Annotated in this window: 19 protein-coding genes; 7 read left to right on the top strand and 12 right to left on the bottom strand. The window is 69.2% G+C overall.

Annotated elements, in window-relative coordinates:
- Window positions 1-137: 137 nt before the first annotated feature.
- A complete protein-coding gene (locus Q8R27_RS09990; protein WP_305698880.1) occupies window positions 138-332 on the top strand; it encodes a hypothetical protein in 195 nt (64 codons plus the stop codon).
- Window positions 333-428: 96 nt separating this feature from the next.
- The gene (locus Q8R27_RS09985; RefSeq protein WP_305698879.1) at window positions 429-2,225 is read left to right on the top strand and encodes an alpha/beta fold hydrolase; all 1,797 of its coding nucleotides are present in this window, start codon (window positions 429-431) and stop codon (window positions 2,223-2,225) included.
- 3 nt (window positions 2,226-2,228) lie between these two features.
- On the opposite strand, the gene Q8R27_RS09980 is transcribed toward Q8R27_RS09985, so the two are convergent.
- Both Q8R27_RS09980 and Q8R27_RS09975 read right to left on the bottom strand, forming a co-directional pair.
- Window positions 2,229-2,885, bottom strand: a complete 657-nt coding sequence (locus Q8R27_RS09980; RefSeq protein WP_305698878.1) for a hypothetical protein — start codon at window positions 2,883-2,885, stop codon at window positions 2,229-2,231.
- 91 nt (window positions 2,886-2,976) lie between these two features.
- Window positions 2,977-3,567 (bottom strand): TetR/AcrR family transcriptional regulator, encoded by a 591-nt coding sequence (locus tag Q8R27_RS09975; RefSeq protein WP_305698877.1) that lies wholly within the window; start codon window positions 3,565-3,567, stop codon window positions 2,977-2,979.
- Between the two features lie 224 nt (window positions 3,568-3,791).
- Here Q8R27_RS09975 and Q8R27_RS09970 point away from each other — a divergent pair, with 224 nt between their 5' ends.
- From Q8R27_RS09970 to Q8R27_RS09960, 3 genes are read left to right on the top strand one after another with little or no spacing between them, the layout of a single operon-like run.
- Entirely contained in the window at window positions 3,792-4,835 is a 1,044-nt protein-coding gene (locus Q8R27_RS09970; RefSeq protein ID WP_305698876.1) for an efflux RND transporter periplasmic adaptor subunit, read from the top strand.
- A 12-nt stretch (window positions 4,836-4,847) separates the two neighbouring features.
- Window positions 4,848-8,066, top strand: coding sequence for an efflux RND transporter permease subunit (locus Q8R27_RS09965; protein WP_305698875.1), 3,219 nt, complete (start codon window positions 4,848-4,850; stop codon window positions 8,064-8,066).
- Window positions 8,063-9,451 carry an efflux transporter outer membrane subunit gene (locus Q8R27_RS09960; RefSeq protein ID WP_305698874.1) on the top strand — a complete coding sequence of 463 codons (1,389 nt, stop codon included), beginning with the start codon at window positions 8,063-8,065 and terminating at the stop codon, window positions 9,449-9,451. Before Q8R27_RS09965 ends, Q8R27_RS09960 begins: the two co-directional genes overlap by 4 nt.
- Window positions 9,452-9,461: 10 nt before the next feature.
- Here the strand turns inward: Q8R27_RS09960 and Q8R27_RS09955 are convergent, their stop codons facing one another.
- Genes Q8R27_RS09955 through Q8R27_RS09915 form a run of 9 tightly spaced genes read right to left on the bottom strand, consistent with a single transcriptional unit; the run spans window position 9,462 to window position 20,344 of the window.
- On the bottom strand, window positions 9,462-11,771 hold the full coding sequence (locus Q8R27_RS09955; protein ID WP_305698873.1) for a PAS domain-containing sensor histidine kinase: 2,310 nt from the start codon (window positions 11,769-11,771) through the stop codon (window positions 9,462-9,464).
- Window positions 11,771-12,430 carry a chemotaxis protein CheX gene (locus Q8R27_RS09950; RefSeq protein WP_305698872.1) on the bottom strand — a complete coding sequence of 220 codons (660 nt, stop codon included), beginning with the start codon at window positions 12,428-12,430 and terminating at the stop codon, window positions 11,771-11,773. The genes Q8R27_RS09955 and Q8R27_RS09950 overlap by 1 nt, the downstream gene beginning before the upstream one ends.
- On the bottom strand, window positions 12,427-12,810 hold the full coding sequence (locus Q8R27_RS09945; RefSeq protein ID WP_305698871.1) for a response regulator transcription factor: 384 nt from the start codon (window positions 12,808-12,810) through the stop codon (window positions 12,427-12,429). Before Q8R27_RS09945 ends, Q8R27_RS09950 begins: the two co-directional genes overlap by 4 nt.
- A 3-nt stretch (window positions 12,811-12,813) precedes the next feature.
- Window positions 12,814-13,140 carry a hypothetical protein gene (locus Q8R27_RS09940; RefSeq protein ID WP_305698870.1) on the bottom strand — a complete coding sequence of 109 codons (327 nt, stop codon included), beginning with the start codon at window positions 13,138-13,140 and terminating at the stop codon, window positions 12,814-12,816.
- Complete coding sequence (locus Q8R27_RS09935; protein ID WP_305698869.1) at window positions 13,137-15,074, bottom strand: chemotaxis protein CheA; 1,938 nt, start codon at window positions 15,072-15,074, stop codon at window positions 13,137-13,139. Before Q8R27_RS09935 ends, Q8R27_RS09940 begins: the two co-directional genes overlap by 4 nt.
- Window positions 15,071-15,925 carry a protein-glutamate O-methyltransferase CheR gene (locus Q8R27_RS09930; protein ID WP_305698868.1) on the bottom strand — a complete coding sequence of 285 codons (855 nt, stop codon included), beginning with the start codon at window positions 15,923-15,925 and terminating at the stop codon, window positions 15,071-15,073. The genes Q8R27_RS09935 and Q8R27_RS09930 overlap by 4 nt, the downstream gene beginning before the upstream one ends.
- Window positions 15,922-17,004, bottom strand: coding sequence for a chemotaxis-specific protein-glutamate methyltransferase CheB (gene cheB / locus Q8R27_RS09925; RefSeq protein ID WP_305698867.1), 1,083 nt, complete (start codon window positions 17,002-17,004; stop codon window positions 15,922-15,924). Before cheB ends, Q8R27_RS09930 begins: the two co-directional genes overlap by 4 nt.
- Window positions 17,001-18,419 carry a chemotaxis protein CheW gene (locus tag Q8R27_RS09920; protein WP_305698866.1) on the bottom strand — a complete coding sequence of 473 codons (1,419 nt, stop codon included), beginning with the start codon at window positions 18,417-18,419 and terminating at the stop codon, window positions 17,001-17,003. Before Q8R27_RS09920 ends, cheB begins: the two co-directional genes overlap by 4 nt.
- Window positions 18,419-20,344 (bottom strand): methyl-accepting chemotaxis protein, encoded by a 1,926-nt coding sequence (locus Q8R27_RS09915; protein WP_305698865.1) that lies wholly within the window; start codon window positions 20,342-20,344, stop codon window positions 18,419-18,421. The genes Q8R27_RS09920 and Q8R27_RS09915 overlap by 1 nt, the downstream gene beginning before the upstream one ends.
- Window positions 20,345-20,779: 435 nt before the next feature.
- Here Q8R27_RS09915 and Q8R27_RS09910 point away from each other — a divergent pair, with 435 nt between their 5' ends.
- Both Q8R27_RS09910 and Q8R27_RS09905 read left to right on the top strand, forming a co-directional pair.
- Window positions 20,780-21,760, top strand: coding sequence for a hypothetical protein (locus Q8R27_RS09910; protein ID WP_305698864.1), 981 nt, complete (start codon window positions 20,780-20,782; stop codon window positions 21,758-21,760).
- A 39-nt stretch (window positions 21,761-21,799) separates the two neighbouring features.
- A complete protein-coding gene (locus Q8R27_RS09905) occupies window positions 21,800-22,624 on the top strand; it encodes an SDR family NAD(P)-dependent oxidoreductase (protein ID WP_305698863.1) in 825 nt (274 codons plus the stop codon).
- A gap of 87 nt (window positions 22,625-22,711) precedes the next feature.
- Here the strand turns inward: Q8R27_RS09905 and Q8R27_RS09900 are convergent.
- The coding region (locus Q8R27_RS09900) for a 2'-deoxycytidine 5'-triphosphate deaminase domain-containing protein (protein WP_305698862.1) at window positions 22,712-23,344 on the bottom strand (633 nt) is incomplete at its 5' end.

Below are 23,344 nucleotides of genomic sequence, written 5' to 3'. Positions count from 1 at the left end.
GATGCGATAGGTTCACCACCTTGGGCAAGTCGGCTTCGCATCTGCGACAAAATGAACAATTTGACCATCAATGTACAAATGTTGTTCGCAAGTGCGAGATGGATGTGGCTATTGGAGATCTCACGCAGGAGGTCCCGATGTCCGCTCTCGCCATGACCCACGCCGCCAATGACGCCGCGCCCCTGGACATGGCGTCTGATCCTTCGCCGGCCTGGGCGCGGGAAAATCCGGACGACCTGCTGCGTTTCCTCTATGTTTCGCCCCGGCCCTGCGCGGCTCTGGACGAGCTCTTGGGTCTGACCGAGCGCCCGCGACTGACCGCCACCGCCTGAGCATCCGCCGCGCGCGAGCGCAAAGCGTCGCGGCCCGCCTGGTGGTGTAATCGTGAGTTCGCGGCGCATTCATCCGTCCAGCACACGACGAGCCCCATGTCCGACGAAACCAACCAACGGTCCTTCCAAGCCAATCTGCCGGATCCCGCCGCGACGCGTGAAGCGCTGGCCGAGATCTTCATCAACGCAGCGCAGGCGACCCGCGCCGCGGCCAAGAAGGCCTTGGCGCCGCCCACCGCCCTGACCTTCGACCCGGCGGACAAGGCCGGCGCGATGTTCAACTTCGCCCTGTCGCTGATGACCCAGCCGACGGTGCTGGTGGAGGCGCAGCAGAAGGCGTTCGCCGAATGGTCGTCGCTGTGGACCGCGACCCTGCGGCGGATGGGCGGCCAGGCCGCTGACCCGGTCATCGAGCCTGCCCGTGGCGACCGCCGCTTCTCCGACCCCGCCTGGACCGAACAGCCGCTGTTCGAACACCTCAAGCAGAGTTACCTGCTGGCCGGCCGGCAGATGAACGAGCTGGTCGCCAAGGTCGACAATGTCGACCCTGACACCCGGCTGCGGGTGGCGTTCATCCTGCGGCAGTACCTGGACGCCGTGGCGCCGACCAATTTCGCTCTGACCAACCCCGAAGCGCTGCGCAAGTCGCTGGAGACCGGCGGGGTCAACCTGCTGGGCGGCCTCGCCAATCTGCTGGCCGACGTCGCCACCGACAAGGGGATCGTCGAGCGCCGCGCCGCCGACACCTTCGAGCTTGGGGTGAACATCGCCGCGACGCCGGGCGACGTGGTCTACCAGAACACGCTGTTCCAGCTCATCCAGTATGCGCCGACCACGCCGCAGGTGGCCCGCCGCCCGCTGCTCTACGTGCCGCCGCTGGTGAACAAGTACTACCTGATGGACCTGCAGCCGAAGTCGAGCCTGCTCAAGTGGCTGGTGGACGAAGGGCGCACCGTGTTCGTCGTCTCCTGGGTCAATCCCGGACCTGAGCTGCGGGATAAGGACCTCGCCAGCTATGTCGTCGAGGGCGTTGTCGAGGCGATGAACGCGGTTCGTGACGCGACCGGCGAGCCGGACGTCGACCTTGCCGCCTTCTGCATGGGCGGCACGCTGGCGGCCTGCGCGGCGGCCTATCTCGCCGCCAAGGGCGAGGCCGACCGCGTCGGCTCGCTGACCATGATCGGCACCCTGCTGGAGTTCAGCGACCTGCGCGAATGGGCCGTGTTCATGGGCGCCGGCGACATGGAGGCGCTGCACCGCAACGTCCACTCAAAGGGCTACATCGAGAGCCACGACCTGCAGAAGCTGTTCAGCCTGATGCGCGCCAACGACCTGATCTGGTCCTCTGTGGTGAACCACTACCTGCTCGACAAGGAAGCGCCGCCCTCCGACATCCTCTACTGGTTCGCCGACGGCGCGCGGATCCCGGCGGCCTTCCTGCGCACCTACGGCGAGAACATGCTGAAGGGCGATCAGCTCAAGAACCCCGGCGCGGTGGTCCTGCAAGGCACGCCTCTGGATCTGGGCAAGGTGACGGCGCCGGTGTTCGTGATCTCGCTGAAGGACGACCACGTATCGGCCTGGGAAGCGACCTACTCGGGCGCCCGGATGTTCGGCGGCCCTGCCCGTTTCCTGCTGGGCGGTTCCGGCCACAACGCCGGCGTGATCAATCCGCCGAGCGCCAACAAGCATGGCTTCTGGACGAACGCCGCCCTGCCCGATGACGCGGAAGGCTGGATGGCGACGGCCGCCAAGCAAGACGGCTCGTGGTGGCCGGAGTGGCGGACCTGGCTGACCGAGCAAGACGCCGACACCAAGCCCGCCCGCAAGGTCGGCGAGGGAAAGCTGAAGGCGATAGAGCCGGCGCCCGGATCCTACGTCCGCGGCCAGTAGCGCCTAGCGGCAGTCCTTTTCCTGGGCCAGCCGCGCCAGCGTCGCGAAGCGCGGATTGTCCTGCATCGAGCGCGCCACGTCGCCCATGGAGGCGGCGGCGGAGCTGGTCAGCCGCTGCCGCGCCGGCGTCAGTTCCGCATTGGCCCGCTGCCCGAACGCGTTGGTCGCGGCCATGGTCGAGGCGGCCGCGGCGGTGGACGCCGCAGCGCCCACCCCGGGCACGAGGCTGAGCGCAGCCGCACCGGTATTGACCGCCGTCTGCCCCGCGGAGAGCGCAGCGCCTTCCGCCTTCACCCGCTTCTCGGTCGACAGATAGTCCGCGCTGGCCGCCTGCCCCTCGGCGACATGCTCGTGCGAGACCCCCACGTTTTGCTGAGTGGACAGCTCGGCCTTGACCTGATCGCAGGTCATGGCCGCGTCGCCGGGGCGCTGGCCGGCGGGATCGTCCATCGCCGACTGCATGGACTTGGCCTGGCCCATCATCTGCTCGCAGGCGGCCTGGGTCATCGGCGCATTGGGCATCCGCGCCAGCGCCGCGCAGTCGATCGAGGACGGGTCGGCGGCGACGGGTTTCGGACGGCCGAACATCTGCGACTGTGTGGGTGTCGCGGCGGCCAGAACACCGACGATCGACCCCGCCATCAGCAGGAACCTGCGCATCACGAACTCCGGCGTAACGTAACGTCGGCCATGCTAGCACACGAGGACTCCAAGCGTCGCCGCGGCCTGTATTTAAGCAGGTGGCCGCAGATCAGCCGACGGGCTGATTCGGGCGCAGCATCGCCAGCAGGATCGCCTCAACCTTGCGTTCCAGCGCCTCGCGCCCCGCGGCGTCGAGATCCAGGTCGGGGCTGATGGCGCGCGTCACGCCCATGCCCATCATCAGCGCGCCCAGAAGCCTGGACAGGACCGTCGCGTCGGCGCAGCCCAGCCATTCGACCATCGGTCCGTAGAAGCGGGCTTCGATGAACTGGCGGATCGCCGCAGCGGCCTTGGGCGAGGACGCCGATCGCAGCATGATCAGCACGCAGTCCATCTTGGCGTCATCCTGGGGGTCGCGCACCAGCAGCGCCGCAATCCGCGCTGCGAACTCCTCCGGCGCGCCGTAGAACAGCTCGTCGGGCTTGGCCGACAGCTCCAACACCGCGGCGAACAGCTCGTCCTTGCCGCCGAAGTACCGCGAGACCAGCGCGGCGTCGACGCCTGCGTCGCCGGCGATGTCGCGCACGCCCGCCCCTTCATAACCCTCGCGGGAGAAGCGGCATCGCGCCGCCTCGAGGATCGCGGCGCGCGTCGTCTCGGCGCTTCTGCGGCGCGTGACGATGAAGCCCGGGGCGGGCATGGCGTTCCTCCGGAATCTTTGTCAACAAGTGTTGACATAGCTTCGCACGAGGCGCTTTAAAAGTCATCAATTGTTGACTTACGGCCCCCAGCAGGGCCCGCGAGCCTTGGGGATAGGGCATGCGCTACAGAACTGTCAGGGCGCTGATCGGCGCCGCTTTGTCATGCCTCGCCTTGAGCGCATGTGGGAAACCGCCCGCTGCTCAGCAAGGCCAGCCGACCCCGATGGTCTCGGTGTCCACGCCGCTGCGCGAGCGCGTCGTCGACTGGGACGACTTCACCGGCCGCTTCGAGGCGACTCAGCGGGTGGAGGTGCGGGCCCGCGCGGGCGGCTACCTGCAGGGCGTGCACTTTCGCGACGGCCAGTATGTGCAGAAGGGCCAGCTGCTGTTCACTCTGGACCCGCGCCCTGCCCAGGCCCTGCTGACGGCCGCCGAAGCCCAGGCCGCCCAGTCGCGCGGCGAGGTCGAGCGCGCCAAGACCCTGCTCGCCGCCGAGGCGATCTCCCGCGAGGAGTTCGAAGCCAAGCGCGCCGCAGCCCTGGTGGCCGACGCCACCGTTCGCGCGCGCCGGCTGGATGTGGAGTTCACCCGCGTCACCGCCCCGGTGTCGGGCGTCGCTTCCGACCGCAGGGTCGATGCGGGCAACGTGGTTGCTGGCGGCAGTTCGTCCGCCGACGTGCTGACCACCATCGTCTCCACCAGCCCGATCCACTTCGTGTTCGACGCCTCGGAGTCGCAACTCCTGAAATATCAGCGCGAAGCGTCCGGGCGCGGCTCCAGCGTCAAGGTGCAGCTTCAGGATGAGCCGGACTTCCGCTGGACCGGCACGATCGACTTCTCCGACAACGCGGTCAACGACCAGAGCGGCGCGATCCGCATGCGCGCGCTGGTCGCCAACCCGAACGGTTTCCTCAAGCCCGGCATGTTCGGCCGCGCCCGGGTCGAAGGCTCCGGAGCCTATGACGCCCTGCTGATCCCCGAGGCCGCCGTGGTCGCCGATGCGGCGCGCAAGGTGGCGTATGTGGTGGCCAAGGACGGAACCGTGCAGCCGCGCGCTCTGCAGCTTGGGCCGGTCAGCGGCGGGCTGCGCGTGGTGCGCGGCGGTCTGCGTCCCGACGACGTGGTGGTCGTCAACGGCGTCCAGAGGGCCATCCCCGGACAGAAGGTGAAGACCACGACCGTCGCCATCCGTCGCGCGACCTCGGCTGCGCCCACGAGCGTCACCACCCTGGCCCCGCCAGCCTCCGCCGCCACCCCGGCGAACTAGGAGGGCGCGCGCGTGAAATTCTCCCACTTCTTCATCAACCGGCCGATCTTCGCCGCGGTCATCGCGGTGTTCATCAGCATCCTCGGCGTGTTCGCCTACCCGCAACTGCCGCTGGCGCAGTATCCGGAGATCGCGCCTCCGACCATCGCGGTGGCCGCCACCTATCCCGGAGCGTCGGCCGAGACCCTGGCCGAGACCGTCGCAGCGCCGCTGGAGCAGGAGCTCAACGGCGTCGAGGGCATGCTCTACATGACCTCATCGTCGGCCAACGGCCTGGCGCAGATCACCGTGACGTTCCGGCCCGGCACCAACCTCGACGCCGCCCAGGTGCTGGTGCAGAACCGCGTCGCCCTGGCCGAACCCAGGCTGCCCGAACAGGTGCGCCAGATCGGCGTCACCGTGAACAAGCAGGCCACCGGCTTCCTGCTGCTGGTGGCGCTGTCGTCCACTGACCCTGACGTCGGCATCGATTTCATCGGCAACTACGCCAACAGCGAGTTGCGCGACCGGTTGTTGCGCATACCGGGCGTCGGCGGCGTCCAGGTGTTCGGCGGCGGACTCTATTCCATGCGGGTGTGGATCGACCCGGCGAAGGCCGCGGCGCGCAATCTGACCGCGGACGAGATCGTCACCGCCCTGCGCAATCAGAACGTCCAGGTCGCCGCCGGCGCGCTGGGCGCGCCCCCCTATGACACGGGCGTGGCCACCGAGTTGCCCATGCAGGTCGAGGGCCGGCTGTCGGATCCGCAGCAATTCGCCAACGTGGTGATCAAGTCCGACGCCTCCGGCGGCGTGGTCCGCGTCGGCGACGTGGCGCGCGTCGAGCTGGGCGCCCAGGACTACGGCATGCGCGGCTACTTCGGCGGTCGGCCGGGCATTGGCATTGCGGTCATCCAGCAACCGGCCTCCAACGCCCTGTCAGCCGCCAAGGCGGTGCTCAAGGCGGTCGACGAAGCCCGGCCCGGCTTCCCCGCCGGCGTCGTCGCCACCATCCCCTACAACCCCACCGAATATGTCGCCGCCTCGGTCGAGGCTGTGCAGGAGACGCTGCTAGAAGCCGTGCTGCTGGTGGTGCTGGTGGTGATCGTCTTCCTGCAGACCTGGCGGGCGGCGATCATCCCGATCGCGGCCATCCCGGTGGCGCTGGTCGGCACCTTCGCCGTGCAGCTGGCGTTGGGTTATTCGATCAATTCGCTGTCGTTGTTCGCACTGGTGCTGGCGGTCGGCATCGTGGTCGACGACGCCATCGTCGTGGTCGAGAACGTCGAGCGCAACATCCGCGCCGGCCTCACGCCGCGGGAGGCTGCGTTCCGCACCATGGACGAGGTGTCCGGGGCGCTGATCGCCATCGGCCTGGTGCTGCTGGCGGTGTTCGTTCCGACCGCCTTCGTTTCGGGCATCCCCGGCGAGTTCTACCGCCAGTTCGCGGTGACCATCTCGGCGGCGGCGATGATCTCGCTGCTCGTGTCGCTGACGCTGACGCCGGCGCTGGCCGCAATCCTGCTGAAGCCGCACAACGCGACGCCCGAGCGTGACACCCCGCGTTGGCTGCGGCCGCTGTCGCTGGCCGGACGCAAGTTCAACCAGGGCTTCGACTGGCTGGCCGACCGCTACGGGCGGGTGACCGCACGCCTGATCCGCGCCTCGGCGATGGTGCTCGTGGTCTATGTCGGCCTGCTGGCCCTCACCGGCTGGCGTCTCGCCGACACTCCCAGCGGCTTCATCCCTCAACAGGACCAGGGGGTGTTGATCGGCGTCGTCCAACTGCCGCCGGGCTCGTCGCTGGAGCGCACTGACGCGGTGATGAAGCACGCGACCTCGCTGCTCGCCGGCGATCCCGCGATCGAGACGATCGCCGCCTTCGCCGGCCTCGACGGCGCGAGCTTCTCCGCCGCATCCAACTCCGCGACCGTGTTCATCAAGCTCAAGGACTGGTCGGAACGCGACAAGGCGCACTCGGCGGACGCGATGGCCGGCATGGTCATGCAGAAGCTTGGCGCGATCGAAGAGGCGAACATCTTCGTGCTGGCCCCTCCCCCCGTGCAGGGTCTCGGCAACGGCGGCGGCTTCAAAATGATGGTGCAGAACCGCGGCGGCGGCGACTACCGCGCCCTGGAGAAGGTGGCCAACGACCTGGTCGGCGCCTCCTACGGGACCGGCAAGACCCAGGGCGTGTTCTCGCAGTTCAACACCGCTTCGCCGCGCATCACCGCGGAGGTGGATCGCGACAAGGCGCTGATGCTGGGCGTGCAGCCCAGCGACGTCTACGGCGCGTTGGGCACCTATCTGGGCTCGACCTACGTCAACGACTTCAACCTGCTCGGCCGCACCTTCCGCGTGACCGCCCAGGCGGAGCCCGGATCGCGCGACGACATCTCCGACGTGGCGAACCTCAAGGTCCGCTCGGCTGACGGGGCGATGGTGCCCCTGGGTTCGGTCGCCACCCTGCACGACGATACCGGACCGCAGCGTGTGGTGCGCTTCAACCTGTTCCCCGCCGCCGAGGTCCAGGGCGCGGCTTCGGCCGGCGTCTCCTCCGGCGAGGCGCTGAAGGTCATGGAGGGTCTCGCGGCCAAGACCCTGCCGACAGGCTTCAGCTACGAATGGACCGAGCTGGCCTTCCAGGAGAAGGCGGCGGGCAACACCGCGGCCCTGGTGTTCATGCTGGCGGTGGTTTTCGTGTTCCTGGTGCTGGCCGCCCAGTACGAGGCGTTCACCCTACCGCTGGCGGTGATCCTGATCGTGCCGATGTGCATCCTGGCGGCGATCCTGGGGGTCAATCTTCGCGGCCAGGACAACAACATCCTGACGCAGGTCGGCCTGATCGTGCTGGTGGCGCTAGCGGCGAAGAACGCCATCCTGATCGTCGAGTTCGCCAAGCAGGCGGAGGAGCGCCAGGGCATGGACCGCTTCCAGGCCGCGGTGGAGGCGGCGAGGACTCGGCTGCGGCCGATCCTGATGACCTCGTTCGCCTTCATCTTCGGGGTCATCCCGCTGATGATCGCCAGCGGACCGGGCGCGGAGATGCGCCAGGCGTTGGGGACCGCGGTGTTCTTCGGCATGCTGGGGGTGACGATCTTCGGCCTGATCTTCACGCCGGTGTTCTATGTGGTCTGCCGTTGGCTGGCGCTGCGTCTGCCCAAGCCGCCGCCCAAGGAACGCACCTATCCAACCACCGGCGGCGGCGCCCACGACCCGCTGGATGACGAACCGGAAGGCGCGCGCCCATGACCCTGTTCAGGATCCTCGCGGCCTCGGCGGCCGGCCTCGTCCTCAGCGCCTGCGCCGTCGGACCCGACTATCAGCGTCCGCAGCTCGAGGTGGCGGCCCAAGGCGGGTTCGTCAGCGCCGGCGGCGGGGCCTTCACTCCGGCCGAGCCGCACGGCGACTGGTGGCGGCTGTTCGCCAACCCCGCGCTCGACAGCCTGGTTGCTGAGGCGCTGAGCGCGAACAAGGACATCGCCGTCGCCGCCGCCAACCTCGCTCAGGTGCGCGCCCAGCTCAGCGAGAGCCGGGCCGGCCGGCTGCCGTCGACCACGCTCACCGGCCAGGCCGCGCGGGTGCGCCAGCTCGATCCGGCGAGCGGGCGCTATGCCGAAGGCGACGCCTTCGCCGCGGGCTTCGACGCCTCCTATGAACTCGACTTCTTCGGCCGGGTCGGGCGCTCTATCGAAGCCGCCCGGGCCGACGAGGGCGCGGCCCAGGCGGCCGTCGACGTCACCCGCATCGCCGTCGCCGCGGAGACCGCGCGGGCCTTCGCCGACGCCTGCGCGGCCAACGCCCAGATCGCCGTGGCGCGCCGGACCCTCGACCTGCAGCAGCAGACCTTCGACCTGACGCGCCGCCAGCAGGATGCAGGACGCGGCGCGGGCCTGGATGTCGCACGCGCCGGCGCCTTGCTGGAGACCACCCGCGCCACCCTGCCGCCACTGGAAGCTCAGCGCGACGGCGCGCTGTTCAGGCTGGCCGTGCTTGTCGCGCGTCCTCCGGCCCAGGTTTCACCGGAAGCGCGGGACTGCCTGGTCATTCCGCAGGTCGCGCAAGCCATTCCGACGGGTGACGGGTCAGGCCTGCTGCAAAGGCGGCCCGATGTGCGTCAGGCCGAGCGGGCGCTAGCTGCCGCCACGGCGAGGATCGGCGTCGCCACCGCGGCGCTCTATCCCTCGGTGACCTTGGGCGGTTCGATCGGGACGTCGGCCGCACGGGCCGGCGACCTCGGCGACGACTTCAGCTTCGGCATCGGCCCGCTGATCAGCTGGAATTTCCCGAACATCGCCGTCGCCCGGGCGCGTGTGCGCCAGGCCGGCGCCGCAGCCGACGGGGCGCTCGCGCGTTTCGAGCAAACCAACCTCACGGCCCTGCAGGAAACCGAGACGGCCCTGACCAACTACGCCCGCGAGCTGGATCGGCGCGCGGCGCTGCGGCGCGCGGCGGCGCAGAGCGCGCGTGCAGCGCAACTCTCGAGACTGCGCTTCGACGCCGGCGCGGACAGCTTCCTCGCGGTGCTCGACGCCGAGCGCACCCGCGCCGACCTCGACGCCCAGCTCGCCCGTTCCGACGCCCAGGTCACCACCAATCAGATCGCGGTGTTCAAGGCGTTAGGCGGCGGGTGGTGAAGCGCAAGTGCTACGTCCGCTTGTCCAGCATCTCGCGCAGGGTGATGGCCAGGGCGTCGAAGGGGAATGGCTTGGCGATCATGCGCATCCCATCGCCCAGAAATTCTGAGCGCACGGTGGCGTTGGCGGCGTAGCCGGTAACGAACAGCACGGGCAGCTCGGGCAGCCGCTTGCGCGCCATCTCCGCCAGTTGGCGACCGTTGAGGCCCGGCAGGCCCACATCGCTGATCAGCAGATCGATGTGGCGGCCGGTCTCCAGCACGGCCAGCGCCGCCTGGCTGTCGATCGCCTCGATCGCCTGGTAGCCCATTTCCTGCAGAACGTTCATTACCAGCAGGCGCACCTGGGCGTCGTCCTCGACGACGAGCACGGTCTCGCCGTCGCCCCGCGGGACCTGGCCGCCGGAAGCGATCGGCGCGACGGCTTCGGTCTCGCCTTCAACCCGCGGCAGGTAGAGCCGCACGCTGGTGCCGCGCCCAGGCTCGCTGTCGATCTCAACATGACCGCCCGATTGCCGCACGAAGCCGTACACCATCGACAGGCCCAGCCCCGTGCCCTGGCCGATCGGCTTGGTCGTGAAGAAGGGATCGAACGCCTTGGCGACCACGCTGGCCGGCATGCCCGCGCCGGTGTCGTCGACACGGACCAGCACATAGTCCCCGTGATGGGTCTCGGGGCGGCGGTCGATGTACTCCCGGTCAAGGGAGACGTTGGCGGTGCGTATGCTCAGCCGCCCGCCGTCGGGCATGGCGTCGCGGGCGTTGATCGCCAGGTTGAGAATCGCGCTCTCAAGCTGGTTGGCGTCCGTGCGGGTCAGCCAGAGGTCTTCGGGGCCGACGAACGCCAGCTCGACCTGCTCGCCCAGGGTGCGACGCAGGAGGTCGGTCATCGAGCCGATCAGCCGGTTGATGTCGAGCGTCTGGGGATCCAGCGTCTGACGGCGCGAGAACGCCAGCAGCCGGTGGGTCAGGGCTGCGGCGCGCTCGGCGGAGGCGACCGCCGCATCCATGAACTGGAAGGCGTCCTCGTGCCGCCCATCGCGCATGCGCCGCCGCGCCAGGTCTAGGCCGCCGATGACGCCGGTCAGCATGTTGTTGAAGTCGTGCGCCAGCCCGCCGGTGAGCTGGCCCACCGCCTCCATCTTCTGGCTCTGGCGCAGCTGTTCCTCCAGATGCTTGCGCTCGGTGACGTCGCGGCCGATGGCGTACATCGCCCCATCCTCGGGGATCACCGTCCAGTTGATCCAGCGGTAGCCTCCGTCCGCCGCGCGCACGCGGCTGTCGAAGTTTTCCATGGGCTTGCCGTCCAGCAGGCCGCGGAACCCGACGTCGCTCGCGGCCCGGTCGTCCGGATGGGTGAGGTCGCCGCGCGACATCCCGACGATCGCCTCGGGCCGATGACCCAGCACGCTGGTCCAGGCTGGATTGACCGCCTGCAAGACCCCGTCCTGCGAGACGATCGCGAATAGGTCGCGCGAGCGGTTCCACACGCGGTCACGCTCGCGGGTGCGCTCTTCCACGCGCTCCTCGAGCGTGCGGGCCAGCTCGACCAGCTGGGCTTGCGCATGCTTGGATGCGGTAATGTCGTAGATCACGCCGATGAAGCGCGCGCCGTGTCCCACGCCGTCGCTGCGATGCTCGCCCCGTCGCGCGATCCAGCGCGCCTCGCCCGTGTCGGCGCGGTGGATCAGCAGCTCGGAATAGGCGCCGTCGCCGCCCTGCCCAGCGCTCTGCGGGCGGATCAAAGGCGGTTCGCTGGGATCGACGACAGCGTTGATCGTGCGAACCGGCAGCGAGTCGGTGGGATACAGCCCCAGCAACCGGCAGAACTGAGCCGAGACCATCGCCGTGCCGAAGCCGTCGATATGCTCGAACGTGCCCACCCCGCCCGCCGTCTGGGCGATGCGGAGCTGCTCCTCGATCCGCTTCTGCTCGGTGATGTCGACCAGCAGGCCCGTGAAGCGCGTGAGCTGGCCTGAGTCATCACGCTCCGCGCGGCCGCGGGCGCTGACCCAGCGGATCATCTCGTCGGAGCCCTTGACCCGGTAGTCCCGCGCCAGCAGTTCGGCGCCGTGCATCACGCCGGCCACGGCGATGCGCACGCGCAGCAGGTCGTCGGGTTGCACGCCGGAGAAGAACGCCTCGGTCGGCAGGCCCCGCAGCGCGGCGGCGGCGTCGAGCCCGCACAGGTTCGCGAAGCGCGCATCAGCGAACAGCAGATCGCGCTCCGTGTCCCACAGCCAGGCGCCGGCGCCTTGCTGCAGCGCAGCCAGGGCGGGTCCGTCGAGGTCGCTGGCAGGCCGGTCCGTCGTCGTCTCCATCAAGGCGGCGGCGCTGCGTCTGGCGCGGCGTCGCCTATCACCCGGGCGATGAACTCCCCGATCAAGGCCTTCAACGCTTCGAGCGACGGAAGGTCCATGAGCATCGCCACATAGCCACGGATGTCGCGGTCCCGGATGGCGAAATTGATATAGAGGAACAGGACCACGGCCTGCAGGCTGCTGTCTTCGCTCAGCTCGAACAGATGGGCGCCGTCGCCGCGCAACACCTCGGGCAGCGACATGGTGAGCGGCCGCTGCAGCATGTTGGCCATGGTCGCCAGGCAACTGTTGAGGACCACGTTGCCGGTCTCTGCCAACGCCTCCTCTTCCATTTCGGTCATTTCCGCGGGCGACAGCAGGCCGCCGGTGACGGCGCGCACCAGTTCCAGGCTGTTCAACTCCGGGAAGATCAGCAGCGCCTGCCCATAGAACGCGCCCTCGAAATTCTGGCGCACGGCCACCAAGGGTCCGGTCTCGCGCTCGCGGATCAGGGTGGCGGCCGAAAGGCGGCTGACCACCTCGACGGCCGGCACCGAGAGGAACACCTGCTCTCCGACCATCTTGCGCAGGCTGGCGGCGGCGCGGCTGACCCCGATGTTGACCAATTCGGTCAGGGCGTCGTGCTCAAGCTCCTGAAGCTGGATCTGAGACTCGCTCAAAGGCCGGCCGATCGCAGCTGAAGACCTGCGCCGGAGACGAAGCCGCGGATCCCATCCTCGGTGATCGGCTTGGGGACAAACGCGGCCTGAGCGGCGCGCGCGCGCGCGATCACCTCATCCTGGACGTTGGCCGTGGCGAGGGCGATCGGCATGGTCGGGAAGCGAGCGCGCAACTCCTCGGCCAGTTCAAGCCCGTTCTTCCCAGGCATGTTGTAGTCGACGATCACCACGTCGATCTTGCGCGACTGGAAGATGCTCAACGCCTCCTCCGCGGTGCCCGCCTCGACCCTCTCCCAGGCCGGCTGCAGCGCCGAAACCGCCTTGCCTACGACGATGCGTGCAAGCTTGCTGTCATCGACGATAAGGACAGTGGTCGTCATCAATTAGCTCCGGGTCTGCGGCGGGCCGTCAGCGCCGCCGGAAAAGGGTCCACAATCGGTCGTCGCGCTCGAAGGTTCGGATGCACGCATCACGTTCCTGCGCAACGCCGGCGCCAGGAGGTCTCGGATAAAGGGTTCGGGCGCCTCGCCGAGGATCGGCGGGGCGAAGGCTAGCAGCACCTGAACGACTGCGCCGTGCAGATGTCGACATTGCGACAGGTCGACGGCCCGCGTCGCCTGTGCCTGCAGCAGGCCGACAAGGGTCTCCGCCTCCTCGACGCGGCATGCGCCCTCGAGACGGATGACGTCGCCATCGAGACGCACGCTCACGCGGTCAACTCCGCCAGATCCAGCACCATCAGCACGCCGCCGTCGCCCTGCAGGATGGTGCCCCGCATCCCCGCGGCGCCGGCCAGCAGTCCCGACATCGGCCGCAACGGCGCCTCAAGGCGTTCGCCCAGCCCGTCCACCACCACGCCGACACGTCGCTCGGCCCCGCCGACCACCAGCACGGTCAACGTCTCGCCGCCATCGCGCGCCGCGCCGCCCAGCAACTCCCCCAGGCTCATCAGCGGCACCACCTCGTCGCGCAGCAGGAAGGCGCGCCCGGCGCGGATGCCCGTCACCGCCTCGCGACGCACCCGGACGGTCTCGGCGATGTCGTCGAGCGGCGCCGCGAAGCGCTCGTCGCCCACATTCACCACCATCACGCGCGCGAGCACCACGCGCAGCGGCAGCGCCAGATGGATGCTGGCGCCTTCACCCCGGCGGCTGTCGACGCGAACCCGACCGCCCAGACCGGCGACCGTTCTGCGCACCACGTCCATCCCGACGCCGCGCCCAGAAACGTCGCTGACGGTGGAGGCGGTCGAAAACCCTGGCGCGAAAATCAATTCGAATGTCTCGGGATCGGTCAGGCGCTCGGCGTCCTCACCCGTCACCACGCCGCGCAGCACAGCCACCTCGCGGATCCGTTCCCCGTCCAGTCCCGCGCCGTCGTCGCGCAGCTCGATCAGCACCTCGTCCCCCTGGGCGTGCGCCGACAGGGTCAGGGTGGCGGCGGCCGGCTTGCCCGCCGTCTGCCTTGCGGCCGGCGTCTCGACGCCGTGATCGACGGCGTTACGAACCAGATGCAGCAGCGGCTCGAACAGGCCATCGACGATCGCCTTGTCCACGGCGACGTCCTCGCCGGACACCACCAATTCGGCCTTCTTGCCAAGTCCATCCGCCAGGTCCCTGACCAGCCGGGGAAACCGCGAGAACAGCTGGGCCAGCGGCACCATCCGAACTCGTGTCACCGAGGCGTGAAGGCGGCCCACCGCACGCTCCAGCGTCGCCTGCGCCGAGACCAGGCCCCGCCCGGCGACCGGCGCCTCGCCCCCCGTCACGATCAAGCCGGTCTGGTGGGCCAGAGCGTTCTTGGCGATCACCAGCTCATCCACCAGCGCCGCCAAGTCGTCGACCAGGGCCGCATCGACCCTCAACGTGCGCAGGCTGCGTCCCGACGGGGACGCCTCGATCGCCACCGCCGCGGCGCGGGCGGCCAAGCCGGCCACCTCGACCTGGTCGTTGACGAAGCGCAAAGCCGCCCGCGTCTCCTCGGCCGAGGCCGTGCTGAGCGCGGTGAGCTCGAGGTTGCAGTCGAAGGGTGCGTAGTCCGTCAGCGCGCCGAAATCCGTCCGGGGCGCGATCGCAATATGGATCAGCCCCGGCGTCGCCTGAAGGATGGCGATCGGGTCGTCGCCGCGGAAATAGGCCTCGGCGGTCGGGACATAGCGGATCGCGGTGCGAGCCTGCGCGCCCGCTGGCGCCGAGGACAGCAGGGCCGCGACCCATGCGCCGTCCGACGCTGGAGGCCCTGGGACAGCGGGGGGAGAATCCCCGGACAACGCCTCCAGGCGCACCTGGAGAGCGGCAGCTGCGGTCGCCAGCGACGCGGGCGGCGGCCCGTCCGACTCCAGCGCGTCAAGCCAGCGCTCGGTCTCGCCCACGGCGTCCAGCAACGCGCTCGCCACAGCGCGCGACATCGGCTGCGCGCCGTCGCGCAAGGCCCCCAGCAAGGTCTCCGCGTCCTGCAGCAGAGCCGATAGCGCCGGCAGGTCGAAGAGGCCGGCGGAACCCTTGAGCGTATGGAAGGCGCGGAAGACGCCGTCGATCAAGCCTGCGCCCTCCGGATCGCCTTCCAGGGCCAGCAGGTCCTCGCCCGCCGCCTGGGTCAGTTCGCGGCCCTCGACGATGAAGTGCGGCAGCAGGTCGTCGCTCACGCCGCGCCTCCCGGCCGCTGATAGACCACCGCATCCTCGAAGCGGCGCGCCTGGAAGCGATCGTCGATCCGCGACATGGACTCGGCATGACCCAGGCAGAGGAAGCCGCCCGGGCGCAAACTCGAATAGAGGTGTTCGGCGGCCATTCGTCTCGCCGCATCATCGAAGTAGATCAATACGTTGCGGCAGAATACTACGTCGAACAAGCCCTGCGCGGACACGCTGGAGCGTTCGATCAGGTTGGCCTCGGTGAATGTCACGGACTCGCGCAGGTCGCGGATCAGTCGGCGGTCCGTCCCTGCGGCCTCGAAATAGCTGTCGGCCAGCTCGGGCGGCATGCGCGACAAGGCCCGTTCGCCGTAGACGCCGTTCACCGCCTCGGCCAGAGCCTGGGTGTCGATGTCGGAGCCGACGATCTCGATGTTATAGGCGTCGACCAGCGGCCAGTTCTCCAGCAGCCAGATGGCGATCGAATACGGCTCCTCTCCGGTGGAGCATGGCGCCGACCAGATGCGCACACGATCGCCCGCCGACCGTCCGCGCACCACCTCCGGCAGCAGCGAGCGGCTAAGGCAACGGAGCTGGTGCGCTTCGCGATAGAAATAGGTCTCGTTCACCGTGAACGCGTTGACCACCGCTTCCAGCTCTTTGGATTCACTGCGCAATGTCGCGAAGTAGTCCGCGAACGACGCGACGCCCAGGACCTCCATGCGGTCGTTCACGCGGCGGTCGATGTAGTAGCGTTTGGCCTCCCCGAAGGTCATGCCTGTGCGCCGGTAGAGGAACTCGCAGAACCGCTCCAGTTCCTCGGCGGTGAGCGCGCCCTCGGGCGGGGAGGATGGAGCGCTCATCGCGGGCGCACCGCCGCCGTCAGCCAGCCGGCGATATCGCCGAGCGAGGCCACCGTTCCGGCCCCGCCCGCGCGGACCAGTTCGCCCGGCATGCCCCAGACGACCGCGGTGTCCTCGGCCTCGGCCAGCGTGCGCCCGCCGGCCGCGTTCAGCCTGGTCATCGCGGCTGCGCCGTCGTCGCCCATGCCGGTCATCAGCACCCCGATCAACTGCTCTGGCGCATAGGCGGACATGGCTGTGTCGACCAGTCGGTCGACGCTGGGGTGCCATCGAAACGTGGCGTCCGATGGGGCCGATTGCGCGTAGACCCCGTCGGGGCGGCGACTGACGATCATGTCGGCGTCGCCGCGCCCGACGTAGGCCCGCCCGGCGAGCAGACGGGTCGGCGAGGTCACTTCGGCCGTGACCAGTGCAGTGAGCCCATCCAGGCGCCGCGCCAACGGCCCGGTGAAGCTCGCCGGCATGTGCTGGGCGACCACGATCGGCCAGGGGAAATCCCCGGGCAGGCGCGACAGCACCGCCTCCAGGGCCGGCGGTCCACCTGTCGACGTTCCCAGCACGACCAGGCCGTCGGCGGACAGCGCGCCGGTGTGCGGGCGAGCGACTCGAACAGGCTGAGGCGGCGTGGGCAGCAACGGCGCGGTCCGTTGGCGAACGCGGTCGGCGAGCCGGCGCGCCCGCCTTATGCGCGCGCGTGCTGCGGTGCGGATGGTCGCCACCAACGGCGGCCCCCACTCCTGCATGCGCAGCGACACCGCGCCCGACGGCTTGGCGATGAAATCGACGGCGCCCAGCTCGAGCGCCCGCAGGGTCTGTTCCGCTCCTTGCTGCGTTGTCGCCGAGACCATCACCACAGGGGTCGGCCGCACCAGCATGATCCGGTCGAGGCAGGCGAGCCCGTCCATCTGCGGCATCTGGATGTCGAGGGTGATCACGTCCGGGGCGACGTCGTCGAGCATCGCCAGCGCCTCCACGCCGTCGCGCGCGACGGCCACTTCGAAGTCGCCCTCCGATGCGAACAGTTCGCCCAGCAGGCGCCGCATGAGCGGCGAGTCATCGACGATCAGCAGCTTGATCACAGGGCGTTCGACGCCGCGCGCCGGGCGAATGCGGCCAGCACGTCGCGCTCGGCCTGATCCAGCAGCACGCCAGGATCCACCAGCAGCATCAGGCCGCCCTGTGCATCGACGTCGGCGACCCGGTCGAACAGTCGTCCGCCGTCCGACGACAGCTGCGGGGCCTCGCGCACCGTTGAGGCCGTCACGCGGCGGATGTCCTCGACGGCGTCCACGATGAACCCGGCTCTCAGCCCCCCCACCGTGGTCACCACGACGCGGCGACCGGTGGCGAGCGCGGCGCCTTCGACGCCGAAACGGGGGCGCTGATCGATGATCGGGATCGCCTCGCCTCTGTGGCTGACGACGCCCGCGACGAACGCCGGCGCGCGCGGCATCCGGGCCAGGGACTTCGGCAGATCCATCACCTCGTCTACCGCGGCGATCGGCAGGCCGTAGCGTTCCGCGCCCAGCCGGAAGACCACGAACTGTTCGGCCGCTTCGGCGCCCTGGGCGGTCATTTCGCTGGTTTCCTGCCGGCCTTCCGCGAGCAACCGCGCGACAGTCTCCTCGCGAAAGATCCGCTCCGAAGTGAGGATCGCCACGAGCCCGTGGGGGGCGCGTACGATCGAGTCGATGCTGGCCTCGCCCGCCCCACGATTGAGTACGCTGGGCACCGCGCCGACCGTGTCTTGCGGCGTACGAAGGATGGCGCGCACCTCGTCAACGAGCAATCCGACGCTGGCCCCGCCGATCGCCGCCACGACGACCCTCGCCGCTGATTGCGGGGCTCCAGCGGCCAGTCCCAACAAGGCGTGCAATGAGACGATCGGCAGCAAGCCGCCCCGATGCTCGACGACGCCGATGCCGACGGCGTCGGCGTGCGGCAGGCTCGCCAGGTCCTGCGGCGATAGGATCACCTCGCGCACGCGGTCCAGCGCCAGGGCGTAGGCCTGTCCGGCGAGGCGGAATTCCAGGAAGGCGACATCCGCCGCTTCCTCGACTGCGGCGGCGACAGCGTGCACGGGCCTGTCTGGGCGTTCGCGCCTGGCGAGGCCCGCGAACGCCTCGGCGAGCAAGGCCTCGAGGTCGATCTGCTTCGCGCCATCGGCCTCGACCAGGCGCATGCCTCCGGGAGTTGGCGCGTCCTCCACGGCGATGACCTCGTCCACCGCCAGGCACAGCGGCTCGTCGGCGCGCAGCAGGATCACCCGTTCGCCCGACGTGGGGGTCTCCGGGCGGTTCAGCAGCCGGGCCAGCGCGACCACCGGAACCACCGCGCCGCGCAGATTGGCGACGCCATCGAGGCTGGACGGCGCGTGCGGCACCCGCGTCACCCGCGGGCGGCGGAACACCTCGGCGACATGGTTGGCGTCCAGCGCATAGCGCCGCCCCCCGGCCCGGAAGCGGATCACCCGGCCAGGCTCGGCCGCGGCCATCAGGGAACGGCCTGAAGTTCGTCGGCGAGCGAGGCGATCTCTTCGATGGCGCCGGCGAGATCCTCCGCACCGCGCGCCTGCTGCCGCGCCGCGGTCGCCGACTGAGCGGCGGCCGAGGCCGCCAGCTCAGCGGCCAGGGCGATCTGTCGGGCGCCTTCGGTGGCTTCGCGCACCGCATCCAGCATGCCGCTGGCGCCGGCGACGGTCTCCCTTGCGCCCACGTGGATGACGGCCACGTCGGCGGCCATCGTCGCCAATCGTGCGTCAAGCCGCTGGTTCTTCTCGATCTCGGCGTCGGAGCCTCCCGCCGCCTGTTCCAGGTCGCGGCGGACCGCGGCGAGCTGGCGCTGGATTTCGGCCACGACGTCCTTGATGTGCTCGGCGTTGGCGGACGCCTCGCGCGACAGATTTCGGATGTCGGCCGACACCGTGGAGAAGCCGCGGCCGGCGTCTCGCGCCCGGGCGGCCTCCACTGCGCCGCTGACCGCCAGCATGTTGGTCTGCACGGCGACCAGGGCGATAGCGTCGACCAGCTTGTCGACGGCGCGCGCCTGATCGTCGAGCGTCTCGGTCTCCGCCATGGTGGCGTGGGTTTCGACAAGCGCCGCAGCGACCCCCTCATTGAGCGCTCGCATCTGTTCGCGTCCGAGCGACAGGCTGGCCTGGATGGCCTCGACGCCCTGCAGGGCGTCACCGGCGTAGCGGCCAGCCTGGTCGGCGGCCCGCTCGATCTGGGCCAGGGCGGCGTTGGCCTGCTGGGTCGCGGCGGCCTGGATCTGAGCGCCGCGGTTGATCTGATCCACCGCCGTCAGGATCTGACCCGCCGCGCCGGCCAGCTCCTGGACGGTGGACGATAGTTCTTCAGCGGCCGCGCCGATCTCGCCCGCCAAAGCGGCCGCGTCGGTGGTCGCCAGCATGGTTTCGGCGGCGCGCGCCAGACTCTGGGCGGTGCGCCGGCTCTGCTCCAGGGCGGCGGCCTGCTGGTGGACGGCACGCTGGGCCTCGGCGGCGGCGGCGGCTTGTTCCTCGGCCGCGCTGGAGACGCTCTCGGCGCCCTTCTGGGCCTCGCGGGCGGCCACCTCGGCCTCAACGGCGGCGACCAGGATCTGTTGACCGCCGTCGGCGACAGCGCTCACCTCGGCCCGCAACGCGACCAGGGATTCAGCCACTGCGCGCCCGCGGCCGGCCTCCCCATGCGCGCGCTCCGCAGCCTGGCGGATGCGTTCGGCCAGCGAACGGACCGACCCCCCCATGGTCCCCACCGCGTTCTGGATCTCTGTCGAGCGCGCGTCGGAGGTCACCGCCAGAGCGCGGACCTCGTCGGCGACGACTGCGAAGCCTCGGCCTTCATCACCGGCGCGTGCGGCCTCGATGGCGGCGTTCAGGGCCAGCAGGTTGGTTTGATCGGCGACATCGGCCACCGTGGCGGTGATGCCGCCGATGTCGGCGGCGCGGGCCTCCAGCCTGGCGACGACCTCGACCGCCTTGAGTTGGCGATCGGCGTTGCGTTCGATGGCCGCCACCGACGCCTCGATCTGCGCAGCGGTCTCGGTAAGCGTCGCCAGCAGCCCGCCGGTGCGCCGGCGAGCTTCCTCGGCGCGCTCGCGGGCCTGGGCGAAGGCGGCCGTCAGGGTGGAGACTGCGCCGAGCGACTCATGGGACGCGCCAGCGGCCTCCTCCGCAGCGCCCGCGATCTGCTCCAACGAACGGCGGAGCTCTTCCGCCGCGGCGGCGGACTCCGCGACCCCGGCGGCGAGTTCCTGGGTGGCGGCCGCCATGCGACCGCTCGCCGTCTGCCGTTTCACCGCGACGCCCTTGGGACGGGCCGCCGCGACGGGCGTCGCCTCGAGCGACGCCGCTTCGACCGGCGCGTCGATCACCACGCGTCCGCGACCGGCCAGGGTCGATTTCTTCACCAAAGCCATCAGCGCCCCCTTACGTCGCCTCCCCAAGCACGCGGTGGAGGCTCGCGATCAACTTAGCGCCAATAGAGCTTGAACTCGGGAAGCTTCAGCTTGGCGCCCCCGCGGCTCCAACGCCGTCGGCGGTGCTGCAGTTCCCTGGCGGAGGCGGCGAATCCGCAGCCTTTCCGACCGCGTGGGCGCAGGCGGAGCGCTGCGGGAATACGCCGACGGCGACTTGACGTCAGGGAGCCCTCCGGCGAATGCTTCGCGCGACCGAGAACGTTGCGCGCGCCGGGCTATACAGTAGGTATCGGCGCGAGGCTGCAGGCGCCTGCGCCGACTCCCTACAGATGACGAGTTCGGCGCTGGAAATGCATTTGGAAGGACACTGAAATGGCTGAGATACTTGCACTAGGGATTTCCCATTATCCGCCGCTGAGCGGACACGATGACCGCATGGCCGGCATCCTCAAGATGATGCTGAAGAACCCGGAACTGCCCGAGAAGTACCGCACGCCCGACGGCTGGCCCGAAGGCATGCAACGCGAATGGGGCAACGACGAAGGCACCTCCGCCGCCGCGCGCCACCGCGCCGACCTGGTGAGCTGGATGAACAAGACCCGCAAGGCGCTGGACGACTTCAATCCGGACTACGTGATCATGTTCGGCGACGACCAGTACGAGAACTTCCGCGAAGACATCATCCCGCCCTACGCGATCAGCGCGCACGAGGAATTCGAGTTCTCGCCGCCGGCCAACAACGTCTGGGGCGAAGATCCGGAACGCAAGATCAAGATCAAGGGTGCGGCCAAGAAGGCCAAGCAGCTGACGAGCGCCCTGATCGAGGACGGCTTCGACGTCGCCTATTCCTACAAGCCCCTGCATCACCCGCTGGGACACGCCTTCTACAACGCGTTCCTCTACCTGGACTATGGGCGCGACAAGGGCTTCCCCTATCCGGTGATCCCGGTGGCCATCAATTGCTATGGCCGCGCGGTGATCGCGCAACGTGGCGGCTTGCCGCGTTTCGACAAGGTCATGACCGACGACGACTTCGATCCGCCGGCGCCCACGCCGAACCGCTTGTTCGAGCTCGGACGCGCGATCGCGCGGATTGTCTCTGAAGGCAACGATCGGGTGGCGGTGATCTCGTCGTCCGGCTGGTCGCACGCCTTCCTGACGAAGAAGAACTGGTACCTGCACCCCGACACCGACTCCGATCGGAAAATGTATGACGCGATGGTCAGCGGCGAGTACGAGCCCTGGACCAAGCTGACGGGCAAGGAAGTCGAAGATCGCGGCCAGCAGGAGATCCTCAACTGGAGCCCGCTGATGGGCGTGATGAGCGAGCTGAAGCGCAAGCCGCAGCAAACCGGCTTCGTCGACACCTGGATCTTCAACTCGTCGAAGGCCTTCCTGATCGCGCCGCCGGCCTAGTCGTCAAAAACAACAAAAACACTCCAAGAGGGTCGGACAATGAAACTTAAAGACCAAGTCGCCCTGGTCACGGGCACCAGCCCGAACATCGGCGGCGGCATCGTTGACGGCCTTGCGGCCGAAGGCGCAATCATCGTGGCGGTGGATTCCCGTCCCGAGAACGCCAACGACTGCGCGGCTTACATCAACAAGAACGGCGGCAAGGCGATCGGCCTGGTTTGCGACGTCACTGACGAGGCTCAAGTCAAGGCCACGGTCGACGCCGCACTCAAGGAGTTCGGCAAGATCGACATCCTGGTGAACAACGCGGCCTTCTTTAATCAGAAGGGCGTGCTGAACATGCCGTACGCGGAGTGGCAGGCGCAGACCGGCGTCATCCTCGACGGCTCGTTCCTGTTCACCAAGTACGTCGCCACCGCCATGGTCGAGCGTAAGACCCAGGGCAAGATCATCAACATCATCTCGACGGCCGGCCACCAGGGCCAGCCCGGCAACGTGGCCTACTCCACGTCGAAGATGGGGATGAAGAACTTCACCAACTCCGTGGCCATGGAACTCGCCAAGTACGGCATCCGGGTCAACGCCCTGACGCCCACCGCGACCGACTCGTCGGAATCGCGCGAACGCGCAGCCGCCTGGGGTCGTGAAGTGCCGCCGCTGCCCCCGGGCGCGTCGGCGGGCGTCCACAACTTCATGCGCCTGGTCCCGATGCAGCGGCTGCCCAAGCCCAGCGACTACGGCAAGGCCGCGGCCTTCCTCTGCTCGGACGACGCCTCGATGATCACCGGCATGGATCTGCGGGTCGATGGCGGCGCGGTGGCCAAGTACTGGGCCTGGGATCCGAGCCAGGACCCCCGGGTCTGAACTGACGGATCCGAGCGAACAGAAGCCCGGCCCCGCAACCCGCGAGGCCGGGCTTTTCTTTGCGCGGGGCCTCGCGCTGAGCGGCGATCAGCCGGTCCAGGCGCGGAAGTGTTTGGACAGCTTCAGACCCTGCCGCTGGTAGTGCGAGCCCTGGTCTCCGTAAAGCCGGGTCGGACGGTCGGTGAGCGGCTCGTAGACCAGCCGCGCCACTGTCTGGCCGTCCTCGAGCAAGAACGGCGTCTCGTGGCTACGCACCTCGAGCACGCCGCGCGACCCTGACGCCTGCGTCTCCTCGGTGCCGAAGCCGGGATCGAAGAACCCCGCATAGTGGACCCGGAACTCCCCCACCGACGGATCGATGGGGGTCATCTCGGCGGCCTGCAGGACGGGGATCTCCACCGCCTCCTTCGAGGCCAGGATGTAGAACTCGCCGGGGTCCAGCAACAGCTCGCCGCGGCGCGGAACCAGCGGCTCCCAGAAGTCGCGCGGGTCGTGGCCGTCCTCCAGGTCCAGGTCGATGACGCCGGCGTGGCGCCGCGCGCGGAACCCCGCCAACCCGTCGGCCAGATCGACGCCGACGTTGCGCACCGACAGCCGCTCCGGCGCTCCGCGCTTCAGTCGAAGCTGGTTCAGGCGCGTGCCGTAGCGCGCCAGCACCGAGAAGGTCTGCGGCGCGATCTCCGCATAGATCGGGCCCGAGTAGCCGGCGATGACGTCATC

The organism is Phenylobacterium sp. (assembly GCF_030697305.1).
Classification (GTDB): domain Bacteria; phylum Pseudomonadota; class Alphaproteobacteria; order Caulobacterales; family Caulobacteraceae; genus Phenylobacterium.
Note: the sequence above shows the minus strand (reverse complement) of the source record. Positions and strands in the feature narration are given on the sequence as shown.

Bases quoted from the DNA above. Each gene is read 5' to 3' on its own strand.
- Q8R27_RS09990 (WP_305698880.1), top strand. From the start codon at position 138: ATGTCCGCTCTCGCCATGACCCACGCCGCCAATGACGCCGCGCCCCTG.
- Q8R27_RS09985 (WP_305698879.1), top strand. From the start codon at position 429: ATGTCCGACGAAACCAACCAACGGTCCTTCCAAGCCAATCTGCCGGAT.
- Q8R27_RS09980 (WP_305698878.1), bottom strand. From the start codon at position 2,885: ATGCGCAGGTTCCTGCTGATGGCGGGGTCGATCGTCGGTGTTCTGGCC.
- Q8R27_RS09975 (WP_305698877.1), bottom strand. From the start codon at position 3,567: ATGCCCGCCCCGGGCTTCATCGTCACGCGCCGCAGAAGCGCCGAGACG.
- Q8R27_RS09970 (WP_305698876.1), top strand. From the start codon at position 3,792: ATGGTCTCGGTGTCCACGCCGCTGCGCGAGCGCGTCGTCGACTGGGAC.
- Q8R27_RS09960 (WP_305698874.1), top strand. From the start codon at position 8,063: ATGACCCTGTTCAGGATCCTCGCGGCCTCGGCGGCCGGCCTCGTCCTC.
- Q8R27_RS09955 (WP_305698873.1), bottom strand. From the start codon at position 11,771: ATGGAGACGACGACGGACCGGCCTGCCAGCGACCTCGACGGACCCGCC.
- Q8R27_RS09945 (WP_305698871.1), bottom strand. From the start codon at position 12,810: ATGACGACCACTGTCCTTATCGTCGATGACAGCAAGCTTGCACGCATC.
- Q8R27_RS09930 (WP_305698868.1), bottom strand. From the start codon at position 15,925: ATGAGCGCTCCATCCTCCCCGCCCGAGGGCGCGCTCACCGCCGAGGAA.
- Q8R27_RS09920 (WP_305698866.1), bottom strand. From the start codon at position 18,419: ATGGCCGCGGCCGAGCCTGGCCGGGTGATCCGCTTCCGGGCCGGGGGG.
- Q8R27_RS09915 (WP_305698865.1), bottom strand. From the start codon at position 20,344: ATGGCTTTGGTGAAGAAATCGACCCTGGCCGGTCGCGGACGCGTGGTG.
- Q8R27_RS09910 (WP_305698864.1), top strand. From the start codon at position 20,780: ATGGCCGGCATCCTCAAGATGATGCTGAAGAACCCGGAACTGCCCGAG.
- Q8R27_RS09905 (WP_305698863.1), top strand. From the start codon at position 21,800: ATGAAACTTAAAGACCAAGTCGCCCTGGTCACGGGCACCAGCCCGAAC.